The 14,348-nt window shown below is 31.2% G+C and carries 16 protein-coding genes and 1 other RNA gene; 15 read left to right on the forward strand and 2 right to left on the reverse strand.

The window, feature by feature from the left end:
• The first annotated feature begins 23 nt into the window (after positions 1 to 23).
• The 15 genes from ssrA to GYM73_RS01615 all read left to right on the forward strand — a co-directional run bounded on the left by ssrA (position 24) and on the right by GYM73_RS01615 (position 11,487).
• Positions 24 to 424: a transfer-messenger RNA gene (gene ssrA / locus GYM73_RS01545) on the forward strand.
• A 424-nt stretch (positions 425 to 848) separates the two neighbouring features.
• Positions 849 to 2,759 carry a type VI secretion system Vgr family protein gene (locus tag GYM73_RS01550; RefSeq protein ID WP_220233928.1) on the forward strand — a complete coding sequence of 637 codons (1,911 nt, stop codon included), beginning with the start codon at positions 849 to 851 and terminating at the stop codon, positions 2,757 to 2,759.
• 5 nt (positions 2,760 to 2,764) lie between these two features.
• Positions 2,765 to 4,021, forward strand: a complete 1,257-nt coding sequence (locus GYM73_RS01555) for a hypothetical protein (RefSeq protein WP_220233929.1) — start codon at positions 2,765 to 2,767, stop codon at positions 4,019 to 4,021.
• Positions 4,018 to 4,578: a hypothetical protein gene (locus tag GYM73_RS01560; RefSeq protein ID WP_220233930.1), complete on the forward strand. Its 561-nt coding sequence runs from the start codon at positions 4,018 to 4,020 to the stop codon at positions 4,576 to 4,578. The genes GYM73_RS01555 and GYM73_RS01560 overlap by 4 nt, the downstream gene beginning before the upstream one ends.
• A gap of 17 nt (positions 4,579 to 4,595) precedes the next feature.
• Positions 4,596 to 4,841, forward strand: coding sequence for a hypothetical protein (locus tag GYM73_RS01565; RefSeq protein ID WP_220233931.1), 246 nt, complete (start codon positions 4,596 to 4,598; stop codon positions 4,839 to 4,841).
• Positions 4,838 to 5,482, forward strand: coding sequence for a hypothetical protein (locus GYM73_RS01570; RefSeq protein WP_220233932.1), 645 nt, complete (start codon positions 4,838 to 4,840; stop codon positions 5,480 to 5,482). Before GYM73_RS01565 ends, GYM73_RS01570 begins: the two co-directional genes overlap by 4 nt.
• Before the next feature lie 42 nt (positions 5,483 to 5,524).
• On the forward strand, positions 5,525 to 5,653 hold the full coding sequence (locus tag GYM73_RS01575; RefSeq protein WP_220233933.1) for a DUF3289 family protein: 129 nt from the start codon (positions 5,525 to 5,527) through the stop codon (positions 5,651 to 5,653).
• Positions 5,650 to 5,898, forward strand: a complete 249-nt coding sequence (locus tag GYM73_RS01580; RefSeq protein ID WP_160566718.1) for a hypothetical protein — start codon at positions 5,650 to 5,652, stop codon at positions 5,896 to 5,898. The genes GYM73_RS01575 and GYM73_RS01580 overlap by 4 nt, the downstream gene beginning before the upstream one ends.
• A gap of 126 nt (positions 5,899 to 6,024) precedes the next feature.
• Positions 6,025 to 7,245 carry a hypothetical protein gene (locus GYM73_RS01585; RefSeq protein ID WP_220233934.1) on the forward strand — a complete coding sequence of 407 codons (1,221 nt, stop codon included), beginning with the start codon at positions 6,025 to 6,027 and terminating at the stop codon, positions 7,243 to 7,245.
• Complete coding sequence (locus GYM73_RS01590) at positions 7,242 to 7,883, forward strand: hypothetical protein (protein WP_220233935.1); 642 nt, start codon at positions 7,242 to 7,244, stop codon at positions 7,881 to 7,883. Before GYM73_RS01585 ends, GYM73_RS01590 begins: the two co-directional genes overlap by 4 nt.
• 151 nt (positions 7,884 to 8,034) lie before the next feature.
• Positions 8,035 to 8,679 carry a hypothetical protein gene (locus tag GYM73_RS01595; protein ID WP_220233936.1) on the forward strand — a complete coding sequence of 215 codons (645 nt, stop codon included), beginning with the start codon at positions 8,035 to 8,037 and terminating at the stop codon, positions 8,677 to 8,679.
• 616 nt (positions 8,680 to 9,295) lie between these two features.
• A complete protein-coding gene (locus GYM73_RS01600) occupies positions 9,296 to 9,568 on the forward strand; it encodes a hypothetical protein (RefSeq protein WP_220233937.1) in 273 nt (90 codons plus the stop codon).
• Positions 9,565 to 10,164 carry a hypothetical protein gene (locus tag GYM73_RS01605; RefSeq protein WP_220233938.1) on the forward strand — a complete coding sequence of 200 codons (600 nt, stop codon included), beginning with the start codon at positions 9,565 to 9,567 and terminating at the stop codon, positions 10,162 to 10,164. The genes GYM73_RS01600 and GYM73_RS01605 overlap by 4 nt, the downstream gene beginning before the upstream one ends.
• A gap of 17 nt (positions 10,165 to 10,181) precedes the next feature.
• Positions 10,182 to 10,376 (forward strand): hypothetical protein, encoded by a 195-nt coding sequence (locus GYM73_RS01610; RefSeq protein WP_220233939.1) that lies wholly within the window; start codon positions 10,182 to 10,184, stop codon positions 10,374 to 10,376.
• 244 nt (positions 10,377 to 10,620) lie between these two features.
• Positions 10,621 to 11,487, forward strand: a complete 867-nt coding sequence (locus tag GYM73_RS01615; RefSeq protein WP_220233940.1) for a hypothetical protein — start codon at positions 10,621 to 10,623, stop codon at positions 11,485 to 11,487.
• 153 nt (positions 11,488 to 11,640) lie between these two features.
• Here the strand turns inward: GYM73_RS01615 and GYM73_RS01620 are convergent, their stop codons facing one another.
• Together GYM73_RS01620 and GYM73_RS01625 are read right to left on the reverse strand one after the other, a co-directional pair.
• Positions 11,641 to 12,687, reverse strand: coding sequence for a hypothetical protein (locus GYM73_RS01620; protein WP_220233941.1), 1,047 nt, complete (start codon positions 12,685 to 12,687; stop codon positions 11,641 to 11,643).
• Between the two features lie 33 nt (positions 12,688 to 12,720).
• Positions 12,721 to 14,292 (reverse strand): FGGY-family carbohydrate kinase, encoded by a 1,572-nt coding sequence (locus tag GYM73_RS01625; RefSeq protein ID WP_220233942.1) that lies wholly within the window; start codon positions 14,290 to 14,292, stop codon positions 12,721 to 12,723.
• Positions 14,293 to 14,348: the final 56 nt, after the last annotated feature.

Below are 14,348 nucleotides of genomic sequence, written 5' to 3' on the forward strand. Positions count from 1 at the left end.
ATTAAATTAAAGAATTATCCATTGGGGATGACCGGTTTTGACAGCAAGATCAATGGGTAAGTAAGCATGTCGAGTCACGTAAGGTAATCTCGTTAAACTTCCGTTACAAACTTATAACTGGCAACGAAGAATACGCTTTAGCTGCTTAATACGACCGAATTACAGTAAGTCCAAGCGATCTCCTTACCAGGTAAGGAAGCTAAATGTCTCTCAAAAGCCCTTCTCTGCGGCGTTTGGTTAAGAGGCACGGGAATGCGGAGATAGAACAGGACACGCATCGGGTTCTGTTCGAAAATTTAGATGATAAGCTGCTTGTGGGGTGTGAATTCTCAGCAATCAGCCGAAAATTAATAATTCACTAAGCATGTAGAAAGCTTACGTATTGCTTGTTTGGACGAGGGTTCGAATCCCTCCATCTCCACTTTTTAAACTCGCTTATATAGCGGGTTTTTTCGTTTTATATGGTTTTTTAGGTAAGTTTTTCATCTTCGGGAATACTATTATTCTTGATTATTTTTTACATTTTTAAATAGATTCAATGAGACTCACGATTTTTTCATATTCATCAAGTTCTTTTTTATAATTCCGAAAGAAGTAAGATTTGAAATTCACTTTTTGTTTAAAGAATAACTAATATTGATCCTATCCTATACTTAAATTTTATACTTTTTAGATTGTTTGATTAAAAAACACATACATATAAAATGATCTTATTGCTATCTCATAAACCATATAATTGGCATTTTTACCACTACTTATTTCTATTTTTCAAATATATTTATTTCAATAACTAAATATTTAGTATCTTTGTTTATTATTGTTTAATAACAAAACAAACTACTTATTATATGAAAACCACTCCAAATTATGAAGAAGGTACGGAGCCTTCCTTTCAATTAAACCCGCCTCAAAAAGAGGTTAGATATTATGCAAAATACGGAGGAACTAAAGAAGAGGTCTATGGAAAAACTCATTTAGTATCCGTGAAAATACGTATCAACGAAATTGAATATTTTACCAAAACCAGTATAAAATTAGAGCTAAAGCAAAAACTCAATCAGTTACACACTTTTACACTCTATTGTGATCCGGACGAATTCGGAGAAAATAAAAAGACGTATATCTACCAAAATACCAAAGAATACTTAGGAAAAAAAATAACCTTTGAATTTCGCCAGTATGGAAAAACAGCCTCTCTTTTTACGGGTGTGATTACACAAATATCTCTACCCAAAAAACAAGGCATACGTCAGCTGGTATTTCGGGGTACCTCTCCCGAGGTATTGATGGAAAGCGGATTACAATGCAGAAGTTTTGAAAACCAAACCCAGGAAGAAATTATAAAAGAAATAATAAAACCCTATTCCCGAAACTTAATAAACTTTCAATTCAATCCCAATAAAAAAGAACGATTACCTTATACCGTACAGTACAATTGTTCGGATTTAGCCTTTATCCAACAACTTAGCGAACGCTATGGTGAATATTTTTATTACAATGGTGAAGAATATTGCTATAGTTCATGGGGGGGAAGGGTCATAGAATTAATGGAAGGAGAAGACGTATTTGAATATGAGTTAAAACTGGGAATCGGACCTCAGAATTTTAAATTTACGGCCTATGATGCCCAACAAAAAACAGAGCATATTTTAACCGCTAACCCTCAATCTCATCCCGGTTCAACCAATCCCTTTCAACAACATGCCTTAGCCTATTCAAAAAACCTGTATCACACAGTACCTCAATTCCATTATGAACAAAGCTTATTACCAAACGGTTCAAAGGAAATGGAAGATTCAATGGAGGTTGAAAAAAAGAAAAGACAAAATTTAGTTTATGTAGAAGGGGTGAGTAACAATCCCCAATTGCGGATCGGAGATGTAGCCAAGATGATGGTGTGGATGCCTGAACATGAAATATTTAAAGACGGTCGAATACCGATTGAATCATATAAGATCATCGAAATTGAACACCGCTTTGCAGACGGAGAGGGCTATGAAAATACCTTTACAGGCATACCTAAGGACATGACCGTTCCACCGTTTTACAACGGAAGAGCCTATCCGAAAGCTTCAATACAACATGCTACGGTTACAGATAATCAAGATCCGTTGAAAATGGGTAGAGTGCGCGTGCAGTTTAGTTGGCAGAAAGAAAGCAACAGTCAAACCCCGTGGATACAGGTAATACAGCCTCATGCGGGAGGAGGAAAAGGTACCTATATGAATCCGGAGAAAGGAGAGACCGTTTTGTGTGCCTTTCAAGGAGGAAATGCCGAAGCACCCGTAGTATTAGGAACGGCTTATAATGGAGGAGAAATAGCCGCCTATTATAGTGAAGGAAATGATATTAAAGTGATACAGACCCGAAGCGGCACTAAGATAATATTTAATGATTCCGAGGGAACGATACTAATGGAAGATCCAAGCGGAAATAGAATTTTTTTGGATGGAAAAGGGAATATCAAAGTATATGCCCCTGAAACCTTGTATATGGATGCCGGGAATATATCGGTAAATGCTTCTCAAAATATAACCATGAATGCAGGAGAAAATGTATCCCTGATGGTGGGAGAAGATTATAGTTTGACCGCCGCTAATATTTATGAAGCTGCAGGACAAAGTAGAACTTCAGATGCCAAGAATATTACTGAAACATCTTCTAAAGATGGCAAATATAGTTCAGAAGATGAAAATATTAAATTTGAGAGTGTTAAAGCTGTTACATCCAATAGTGCAGAAGATACCACATTACACTAGAAATTATGGGAATAGAAGGAGGAAATATAGTACGCAAAATAGGAGGAGAGAGTATAAAACGAGCAAAAGAATCCATAACTCTTACAGCCAATGGTGGAAATTTAACCTTTAATGCCAGAAAAAAGGTTACTATGGTAGGAAGAAATGGCGGTGTTCAATATTTAAATGATTATACCCCTCCACCGCCATTGCGCGTGGTAAAACTGGACGGACCTTTTGATGATAAGGGGCAGAAAGTTTCTTGTATTAAAAAAGGTATATCATACCAATACAAAATAGTAAATTTCAATAGGCAGCCTAAACCACATGAACTAATAAGAATTAAGTGGGCAACTCAACTTGATGAAGGAGAGATTATATCTAAATATCCTCAAAATAACGGAAAACAAGAAGCAAAATTTTTAGTATCCAAAGATGTTAAAAATTCTAAATTCAGTGTATATGCCTACTTGGAAAAGCCTAGTAAGGATGTTAGTATACTAAGTAGACTGGATGATAAATTTTATTATAAAGGAACTAAGCAATGGGGTAAACTTCAAAAGTATAAAACCGATGAAGAACTAGATTTTTCTGCTAAATTTGATAGAATTACAAATAAGGATATTGAAGCAAATGCTAATAGTCAAGGTAAAAAAGCTTATAAAAGGTTTGTAGAATGGGGGGAAGAAACAGGTTTAAAGATGGCAAAATTTTATTATGAAAGTAGTATTACAGGTACACGCAAAGTGTTGTCCGATAATGTTGCAGATAAGGTAGTCCATAATTTTTATTATGGAAGAGGAAAGAAATTAAGTTTTAAGGATTGGCCACAATTTCAATCTGATTTGGAAGAATATCCATATTTTAGACAATACTTTAAAAATTATTTGGAAGTAATCAAATATATGCTCAAAGAAAAGTCTATACAGGATAAAGATGGAGAGGAATTAATAAAAATATTTAACGATAAAGATTTTGATTCACGACCTAATTTTAGTAAAATAGTGGATATACTCAAATACGATTTTTATGGGCTCATGGGAGGTACGCAAACTATAAAAGTAGATTTGGAAATAACTGAAATTGAAAGCAATAAGTATAAGATAAAAACTGAAATGTATATAGGTGATTGGTACGGAGCAGACTGGGACGATTTAAATGGAAAGGGAGTAAAAGAATTTGCGCCCAGTTTGAAGGCTTTCTTTATGTTACAGCATTACTATGGATGTCAACCATTTGAAACTGAAATATTTTATAAATCAATTGATTATATAGGACTATGAAATTAATAAAAATTGCATTTTTATTTATAATCACACTACAATTATTTTCTTGCAGCACACAGGATAAAAAAATATATCATTTACAAGATACTTATGATGCTCAATTTTATATATTTGATGGTTATAGAGATGATTATGAAAGTATTAAGTATATATTTGATTTTTCAGAAAGAAATATAGGGTATTTCTTTGTTTTAACTAATAAAAAAGAAGTTTATTTTGAGGATGGTGTATATTGGTTTAAAAAAAGATATCAAAAATTTATTTTTGATAAAAAAAGAGTAGGAAATTACTATAAAAGTGTTAGGTTAAATTTTTTAGAAAATACTCCTATTCATTTTAGCATCAAAGTAATTAATTATCAAACATATATAACAGCAGATTTTAAAACATTAACAGTAAATACGGTGCAGAATTTTTTAGACTATGCAGAAAAGGACGAAAGTAAAAAAGAAACAGAAAATTATACTTATATTTTATACAATAAAGATAATCAGAAAAAAATGAAATTAAAATACCACGATAAAGGATCATGGTTTGAAGTGGAGATATTATAAATTATGACTATAAGGGTTTGGTAGAAAGAACACAAACGGTTAAGGTAGACTTGGAAATTGAAGAAGATAAGCCGAGGAAATTTTTAGTAAAAACTAAAATGTATATAGGTGATTGGTATGGAGCAGATTGGGATGACGTTAATGGAGTCATAAAAGGGAGCGTGCATAGCCTATCAGCATTTTTTTGGTTACAACACCATTACGGTTATCAGCCTTTTGAAACTGAAATTATTTACCAATCGTTAGATTATTTAACATTATGAAAAAAATAAAATTTCTATTTCATCTTTCGACTTTTATTTTACTACTAATAAGCTGTTCAAATCATCCACCTAAAATAGATTTTTTAAATGAAGATTATTTTGCGAAATTTTATATAATTAATAATTTTAAGGATAATGAAGAAAGTATAAAATATCTTATTAATTTTAGTCGAAAGCAATTAGGGCGGCTTGTAATAGTTACAGATAAAAATACATATAGATTTGAAGATGGATTTAACTCTCTTGAAGATAATTCAAAACAACAATTTTTATTTTTTAGAATGGGTGAAAATTTAAAAAATACATCTATTACTATTAATTATCTTAAAAAGATACCCATAAAACTTCAAAATGAACAAGGAAAAGAAGTAAAACCATATGAGCCTCCTGTAATAAAAGTATCTGCAACTGATTATGAAGAAGAAGCAAGTAAAATTAATTCTAAAACTCTTTCCTTATATTATAATTTTGAAACTCTAAACTTAAATATTTTGCAAAATCTGTTAGATTTCGCAGAACAGGATAAAGAAAAAAAAGAAATAGACACTTATATATATGAATTATATAATAAAGATAAAGAAAAAAAAGTAGTGATTACTTATCATGACAAAGGAGAATGGTTTGAGGTTGAAATTATATAGGTAATAATTAGTATGAAACCTCATGAATAATTAATATTTGAAATGTTTGATCATTTTGGCTTAGATTATCCGGACATTGAAAAATATGATTATGATATTTTTATTGCTTGGTTTATTTTACAACATTTTAGAGGTTATAAACCTTTTATAACCAAAAGAAGTTTTACATGAATAAAAAAATAGTTATACAGATAGCTAAAATAATTTTAATTATTGCAATCTTATATACAAGTTTAGCATCTATTATATTAATTGGCTTTAATTGGTATGATTATTTTCATCCGGAAAAAACTATCCCGGGAGATGATTCAGCTATGGTAGGTGCTTTATTTGGGTTAGGTATAATTTACTTAATTGGAGATCTTATTTGTATCGGTATATTTTTCATTTTATATAAAAAAACAAAGAAAAAATAATATGCGTTTATGCATACAAATTTCATCAGTGTAAGAGATAGCTAGAGTTAAAATAAATTTTACCTGAAAATAAAAGTTATATTCATTATAGTTAAAATACTTCTAATTCATTAATACTAAAGAGTTATGCAAGGAGGAAATATCGTACGCAAAATAGGGGGAGAGAGTATAAAAAGGGCAAAAAAATCTCTTATATTAGAGGCAACACATGATAATTTGACTTTATATTCCGCCAAAAAAGTAGAAATGATAGGAGAGCAGGGCGGAGTTGAATATCTAAATGATTATACCCCTCCACCACCTTTACGCGTGGTAAAACTGGACGGACCGTTTGATGAAAAGGGACAAAAAGTTTCTTGCATTAAAAAAGGAATTTATTATAAATTTAAAATAGTAAAATACAATCGTTCTCCAACTTCGATAGAACGGCATCAAATCCGTTGGGCAACACAGTATGAAAATCAGTCAATATTTTGGAATTATCCGCAAGTCAACGGAAAGGAAGAAATTATAATTAATGTTGATCGAAATATTAAATCTTCATACATAATAGTTTATGCTTACTATAATATAGGTCATGTGGGATTGGAACAATCATCTCTAAAAATTGGAATAGAGAAATTTTATTATAAAGGAATAAAGAATTGGGGTAAATTGCAATCCGGATTTGCTACAGAGTATGGAAAAATAACAGAAGAACAGATTAAAAAACATGCAAATAGATTGGGTTGGGTGAATATAAATAGTGTAAGGAATAAGTCTCTGAAAAGTATAAAAGAAAGTTATGAAAATTTATTATTAGGAACCCGCAGGGTTCTATCGAAAGAGGTAGCGGATAAGGTAATTAATAACTTTTATAATGGCAAAGGAAAAAAACTAAGCTTTGATGAAAACTCTAAAATTTCCAAAGACTTAAAAGAATACGGACCCTTTAGGGAATATTTTGATAAATATTTAGAAGTAATTAAATTTTTGATTAAAGAACGTACTATACAAACAAAAAATGGAAAAGAAATAGTGGAAATATTTAGAAAATATGAAACAAAGTCTTTGCCAAATTTTAATCAGCCCTGGCATATTATAGATTACGATTATTATGGGTTGATGGGAGGAACTCAAACCATAAAGGTAGACTTGGAAATTGAAGAAGATAAACCGGGGATATTTTTAGTGAAAACTAATATGTATATAGGAGATTGGTATGGGGCAGACTGGGATGACATAAATAGGGTTGTAAAAGGAAGCGTTCATAGCCTTACAGCATTTTTTTGGTTACAGCACCAATACGGTTGTCAGCCTTTTGAAACTGAAATTATTTACCAATCATTAGATTATATAATAATATGAAAAAATTAAACTCTCTAAAACTTCTTATATTTTATCTTTTATTTATTGTACAATGTTCAAATAATTCACTTAAGATATACCATTTACAAGATACTTATTTTGCTAAATATTTTGTAATTGAAAATTTTAATGATAATGAACAATGTATAAAATATATATTCTCTTTTGCTGAAAAACAATTTGGTTATTTTGAAATATTAACTGATAAAAATATTTATGATTTTGAAGATGGAGTAGAATTTTTAAGAAAAAAAAATAAAAATAGATTTTTCTTTCACAAGGATAAGAATAAATATTATTCAATAATTATAAACATATTAAAAAAAAGAGTACCTATTCAATTTCAAAATGAACAAGGAAAAGAAGTAAAACCATTTGATCCTCCTGTAATAAAAGTATCTGCAACTGATTATGAAGAAGAAGCAAGTAAAATTAATTCTAAAACTCTTTCCTTATATTATAATTTTGAAACTCTAAACTTAAATATTTTACAAAATCTGTTAGATTTCGCAGAACAGGATAAAGGAAAAAAAGAAATAGACACTTATATATATGAATTGTATAATAAAGATAAAGAAAAAAAAGTAGTGATTACATATCATGACAAAGGAGAATGGTTTGAGGTTGAAATTATATAGGTGATTGTTACGGAGCAGATTGGGATGACGTTAATGGAGTCATAAAAGGGAGCGTTCATAGCCTTACAGCATTTTTTTGGTAACAACACCATTACGGTTATCAGCCTTTTGAAACTGAAATTATTTACCAATCGTTAGATTATTTAACATTATGAAAAAAATAAAATTTTTCTTATTTTACTTACTTTGTTTATTATATTTAAATAACTGCTCCAATCAACCGCCAAAAATTTATCATTTGCAAAATACTTATTTAGCAAAATATTATGTAATTGAACATTTTAAAGATAATGAGCAATGTATAAAATATGTTTTTTCATTTTCAAAAAAGAATAATGGATATCTTCAAATATTAACGAATAAAAATATTTTTGAATTTGAGGATGGAATTGAATTTATAAAAGATACAACTAAGCAAAGGTTTAGTTTTTCAAGAAAAGATAATGGATTTCAAAATGAGTATATAATTGTTAATTTTCTTAAAAATATTCCAATCCAATTTCAAAATGAACAAGGAAAAGAAGTAAAACCATATGAGCCTCCTGTAATAAAAGTATCTGCAACTGATTATGAAGAAGAAGCAAGTAAAATTAATTCTAAAACTCTTTCCTTATATTATAATTTTGGAACTCTAAACTTAAATATTTTGCAAAATCTGTTTGATTTCGCAGAACAGGATAAAGAAAAAAAAGAAATAGACACTTATATATATGAATTGTATAATAAAGATAAAGAAAAAAAAGTAGTGATTACTTATCATGACAAAGGAGAATGGTTTGAGGTTGAAATTATATAGGTAATAATTAGTATGAAACCTCATGAATAATTAATATTTGAAATGTTTGATCATTATGTTTAGATTATCCGGACATTGAAAAATATGATTATAATATTTTTATTGCTTGGTTTATTTTACAACATTTTAGAGGTTATAAACCTTTTATAACCAAAATATCATTTACAAGCAAATTTTAAAAGAATGAGGTATATGTCTTTATTAATTAGTAAAAAAAGCTTATTAGAACTAATAATAATCTTAATATATATTCAATTTATAAATTATATAATATTTAGTTCTTTTTCTCTAGATAATTGTTTTCATATAATCATGTTTTTTATACTTCCTTCATTACTAACCTGGCTTTTATTTGAACTTTTTTTGAGTTTTATAGGAAAAGCCATGAAGTATAAAATTAAGTTGAGATTTTTATACTCAGTATTAATTATTCCCTTAGGGTACATAGCATTCTATTCTATAATATTTATAATTTCATTATTTATAGGAATACCTTAAATAAAAATATAATTATAAAATTTAGTATATTTTCTGAATTTAATCTTGAATTAAATTCTAAACAATGAAATCTATAAATCAGTAAAATCGAAAAAATAAATATAAGGTAAAAACCAAAATGTATATAGGCGATTGGTATGGAGCTGATTGGGGAGATATTAATGGAGGTAATTTATCTGAGTTTTTTAAAGAAAAAAAAATTTATTCAATAAAAGACTTAAGCAATCCTTCAGATTTGATAAAACGCATTCAGACGGCAGGAAAAAAACACATGAGACTTAAAGGAAATGTACCTAGTCTAAATGCCTTTTTCTGGTTACAACATTATTATAGTTGCTATCCATACGAAACCGAAATTATTTATCAAGATACTAATTATATACAATTATGAAAAAACACATCTATATCCTATTAATTTTATTATTTAGTATTAGTTTTACTTGCTGTAATGATCATAAAAGTAATAATGCAAAATCAAAAAAGGATTATCCCTCAATAAATTACCTGTATAGCCCAGATTATGCAAAATATTACCTGTTTAATAATTTTCAAAATAATGAAAAATGTATAAAATATCTATTTGATTTTATAAAAAATCATCCTGGTAAAATAGAAGTTCTTACCGATAAAGATACATTTGAATTTGATGATAATGTATTAAGTAAAATCGATACAACAAAACAAAGGTTTACATTTAGTAGAAGACTTAATGATAATTTAGAAAATACATATATAAGAGTTAATTTTCTGAAAGCTGAAAAAATTATTTTTCAAAAACATAAGGAAATTAACCAAACATTTTTAAGTTCAGATTTTGAAACATTAACGGTTAATACGGTGCAGAATTTTTTAGACTATGCAGAAAAGGACGAAAGTAAAAAAGAAACAGAAAATTATACTTATATTTTATACAACAAAGATAATCAGGAAAAAATGAAATTAAAATACCACGATAAAGGAGCATGGTTTGAAGTGGAGATATTATAAATTATGACTATAAGGTTTTGGTAGAAGGAACACAAACGGTTAAGGTAGACTTGGAAATTGAAGAAGATAAACCGAGGAGATTTTTAGTGAAAACTAAAATGTATATAGGTGATTGGTACGGAGCAGACTGGGATGATTTAAATGGAAAAGGAATAAAAGAGTTTGCAACCGGTTTACTTTTATTGAGTTTTAACTATAGATTCGTTAAATGAAAACTTTGAACCTGTTATAATCTCAATTATATTATAGTTGTTCATATTTTTATCCCTATGGTTTTAATTATGCATTAATTTAAGGAATATCCGGCTTTTCTTTATGTTTCTTATTCCGATTAATGATTAACAAGTAAAAATAATAAGAAGAGCTATAAAAGAATTATTCAGTAATAATTTAGAATGAATCAAACAAAAAGATAAAATAAAATTGTATTTTAATGCATTGAAAAACTAACTACAAATGCAGATAAATAATCCGAAAAACACGCGCCTATATAAAGTAAAACATACATTGGATATAAAAGAACGATCTCAACACAAGCAAAGCAAGATCAATTATGATATGGCTATAAGTTATATTACCAATGGAAAGAGACTTCAAAGAATGTTTACTAAAGAAAATCTTAAAATAAGTTCTAAACCTTCCCATGATCCCAATACTGATATGGTATGTAATTTAGAATTGGCAATGTATCCATTAACAGTTGAGGTAAATAAATATGAAAATTATGTACAAATAGTATCTTATAATCTTTGGAAAGAAAAGTGGCTAAAAAAATCAGGTGCTTTACTAAATACTAACTATCAAGAAGGGGTAACAAGACAGCTAAGAGACCAATATAAACAAGCAATAGAAACAGAAGAGAAACTCAAACAAAAAATACAAGAAGAAGCTTTTTGGAGACTGTATTTTTTTGGTGTATCAGAAAATCAAAATGAGAAAAGCTTACGTTGGAGTCTGCATAAGATAGGAACTGTGTATTTTTTGGGAGCGGTCCATAATGAAATAAAAGGAAATGAAATTTTTAGTAGTTATGATGGATTTCCGAAACAACTAGAGGATAAATTTATCGAAAATATTAATCATTTATTAGACATAAAAAAATATACCCGAGACTATATAACTAAGGAAAACATAAAATCCGAATGCAAAGTGACTTCCCATTGGGAAAAAGACAGCGGTAAATTACTTTCCAAAACGGCCTCAATAAATATCTACACGGAGGATAAAAAAATTACCTATTCAGAAAAAATCGATATAAAATTTCACAGTATCAGAATGGAAAAAAATTCAGCGAGAAATCAACGATCATTTTTAAATTTATAAAAAAGAATTGATGAATTAATAAGCCTATACAATTAATATAACTTAAAAACTATAACTAAAAATCAAAACGAATAGCAAACAGAAAGTTCCTGAATTACCAGGAACTTTTTTGACTAAATAGTACAAGTATATTGAAATTTTCAAAGATTAACTTTAAGGCTTTTTAGGAAGTACTGCTTCTGATAGCACATTGACTACAGGTCGAGTAGTTCCGGCTAAAATCTCATTAACAGCTTTCAGCAAAGTCAGTTCTTCTTTAAGTTGAGGTGCTGATTGCTCAACTAATTTAGCCGCAAGACCCGCTGCCGGTACTCCTTCCACCGTTTGCTCCAAACGATCCATTTCTTTCAGAGCATCTTTTGCGTTTTCTCCTCTTCCTATACGTACCCCATATACTTTATTTCTTCCTGATAATCCGGTAACTTCCAAGTCACCCACTCCGGGAAGTCCAAAGGCTGTTTCCATACGAGCACCCAAAGCCTGACCCAACAAAGACATCTCTTTTATAGCACGACTGAAAGTAGCAGCTTTTAAATTATGATGAGGAAATCCGGTGCCTTTTTCCAGTCCGTCAGCAATTCCCAGAGCTATGGCGTACACATTTTTCATGGGTGCACAGATTTCTACTCCAATTTCATCATCGGTCGCTTCAATACAGTAAACCTCTGTTCTTGCTTCTCCGGCATATTTTCGTGAGACTTCAATATCCTTGCATCCGAAAATGGTAGCCGTGGGTTTACCGTCTGCACACTCGTTGGCTTTTACCGGTCCGGCAATTGCAACGATAGGAGGGATTTGTATTCCTTTTTGTTTAGCTAGGGTGCGAATAGCTTCGGGAAGAAGTTGGATTTTTCCTTTTTCATCGGGACAAAATCCTTTAGAGGTCAACCAAAGTGCTTTTGCTTTGGAAATTCCTTCTAATGCCATTTCGGTAACTTTAGGAACACCTACTGAGGCAACCGACATCACCACGACATCTGCTCCTTCTAAAGCGTTTTGTAAATCATTGGAACGAAAGAGTTTAACTCCTTTTGCTAAAGGTATTTGAGTTCTTGGATGAGGTTTACCTGCTTCACAGGCATCCAATAAATGATCGTCGAGCCAGGTACCCCATAACCTAACTACCCAACCGGCTTTACTTACCGGTGTACATAAACCGGAGCCCATGGCTCCGGCGCCTAATATGGTGATTATTCCCATTTTTATTTATTTTACGATTTGTGATTTTAGTTTTTATAATTCTGATTTTGGTGATTCCGGTTTTGTTGAAGGGTATTTTTCCGACAACTCATAAAGTTGTTCAAAAATATTTTTTAGTTGCGGATATAGTTTATGCTGTATCTCGGCGACTTCTCTATATCTTTCTGATTGCGTTACATCCGGTTCAATAGTTTCTCCAAAATGTGCCATGTGTTTAGCAGCATGAGCTACGTTGTTGGATCCATGTGCGCCTATTCCTGCCATGGCAACAACGGAGGCTCCTAAGGCGGAAATTTCATCTTCTGAACAAATGGTAATGGGTAATCCAAGAGAATCGGCCATTATTTGACGCCATAACTGAGAACGAGTTCCCCCTCCCATGGCTCGAACCGATTTTAATTTAACACCGGTTCCTTTTTCAATGGATTCTAAATTAAATTTCATCTCAAAGCCGATGGATTCTAAAATTGATCGATACATATGCGCTTTGGAATGAGTTCCTCTCCAGCCTACTACCGCGCCTCTTGCTACCGAATCCCAATAGGGACTTTGTACGGCATTCCAGTAAGGCAAGGTTACGAGTCCTTCACATCCCGGGGGAATATGAGAAGCTTCGTGATCCAACTTAGGATCCGGTTCTCCCAATAATTTAGGATCTCCTAAGGATTGTCGGAACCATCCCGCCAAATAAGAACCCGACGATTGTAAAATTTCGAAAACAAAATTTCCTTTAATTCCTGAAACATGAGTCCTGAATACGGGATCGCACCTGTAATCAGAGCTTTCAACTCCCGCATTTACAGCTGTTCCTAAATTTAGAAAGGCAATATCAGGAGATACGGCTGCTGCACCTATTCCTGCTGCCTGACCATCTCCCAAACCTGCAATTACAGGTATTGGCTTAGATAATTTCCATTCTGCAGCCAATTCCGGTTTTAATTCTTCCATAATTTCTCCGGGAGGAACTAAATCGGCCATTTGTTTGCGGGTTACTCCGGCTATTTGTAAAAGTTCATCGCTGTAATCAAATTTACGGATGTCCAATAATCCTAAAGAATCTGTTGCGGCTACTGAAGATATCCATTTACCGGTAAGGTTCCAAGTGATATAACCGTGTACTTCAACAACTTTAAACGCTTTTTTCAGCACTTCGGTTTCATTTTCTTTTAACCATGCAATTTTATAGATACCGGGAGTTACGCCGGGCGGCTTACCTGAGAGATCATGGATATGTTGAGAGCCATAGGCTCTAATTTGTTTCGTTGCGCGACCGTCCAGCCAAAGAATTCCGTTACGTAGAGGCATTCCGTTTTCATCAAAAGGAGCAAAGCTTTCTCGTTGATGAGTTATTCCAATAGCCGAAATTCGTTCTCTGTCTTTAGAAGATAGTTTTGACAGTACTTCTCCTACACATTCTTTGGTTGTTTCCCACCATCGAATCGGATTATGTTCATAAAAATCCATGGCAGGAGTATGAAGTTGTATATTTCTTTTTGCAGTTTGCCAAACGTGTCCGTTTTCATCAACAATAATTGCTTTGGAGGAAGTGGTTGAGGAGTCAATGGCAATTACTAAAGGACCGTCTTTTGCTTTTTTTGTGTCCATAGTTTATAATTTTTTTTGTGGTTTTAGTTTAATTGAAAGTCAATCAAACAAATATA

The organism is Apibacter sp. ESL0432 (genome assembly GCF_019469225.1).
In the GTDB taxonomy this organism is placed as follows: Bacteria; Bacteroidota; Bacteroidia; order Flavobacteriales; family Weeksellaceae; genus Apibacter.

Coding starts and splice junctions, on each gene's coding strand:
- GYM73_RS01550 (WP_220233928.1), top strand. CDS start 849: ATGAAAACCACTCCAAATTATGAAGAAGGTACGGAGCCTTCCTTTCAA.
- GYM73_RS01555 (WP_220233929.1), top strand. CDS start 2,765: ATGGGAATAGAAGGAGGAAATATAGTACGCAAAATAGGAGGAGAGAGT.
- GYM73_RS01560 (WP_220233930.1), top strand. CDS start 4,018: ATGAAATTAATAAAAATTGCATTTTTATTTATAATCACACTACAATTA.
- GYM73_RS01570 (WP_220233932.1), top strand. CDS start 4,838: ATGAAAAAAATAAAATTTCTATTTCATCTTTCGACTTTTATTTTACTA.
- GYM73_RS01575 (WP_220233933.1), top strand. CDS start 5,525: ATGTTTGATCATTTTGGCTTAGATTATCCGGACATTGAAAAATATGAT.
- GYM73_RS01580 (WP_160566718.1), top strand. CDS start 5,650: ATGAATAAAAAAATAGTTATACAGATAGCTAAAATAATTTTAATTATT.
- GYM73_RS01585 (WP_220233934.1), top strand. CDS start 6,025: ATGCAAGGAGGAAATATCGTACGCAAAATAGGGGGAGAGAGTATAAAA.
- GYM73_RS01590 (WP_220233935.1), top strand. CDS start 7,242: ATGAAAAAATTAAACTCTCTAAAACTTCTTATATTTTATCTTTTATTT.
- GYM73_RS01595 (WP_220233936.1), top strand. CDS start 8,035: ATGAAAAAAATAAAATTTTTCTTATTTTACTTACTTTGTTTATTATAT.
- GYM73_RS01600 (WP_220233937.1), top strand. CDS start 9,296: ATGTATATAGGCGATTGGTATGGAGCTGATTGGGGAGATATTAATGGA.
- GYM73_RS01605 (WP_220233938.1), top strand. CDS start 9,565: ATGAAAAAACACATCTATATCCTATTAATTTTATTATTTAGTATTAGT.
- GYM73_RS01615 (WP_220233940.1), top strand. CDS start 10,621: ATGCAGATAAATAATCCGAAAAACACGCGCCTATATAAAGTAAAACAT.
- GYM73_RS01620 (WP_220233941.1), bottom strand. CDS start 12,687: ATGGGAATAATCACCATATTAGGCGCCGGAGCCATGGGCTCCGGTTTA.
- GYM73_RS01625 (WP_220233942.1), bottom strand. CDS start 14,292: ATGGACACAAAAAAAGCAAAAGACGGTCCTTTAGTAATTGCCATTGAC.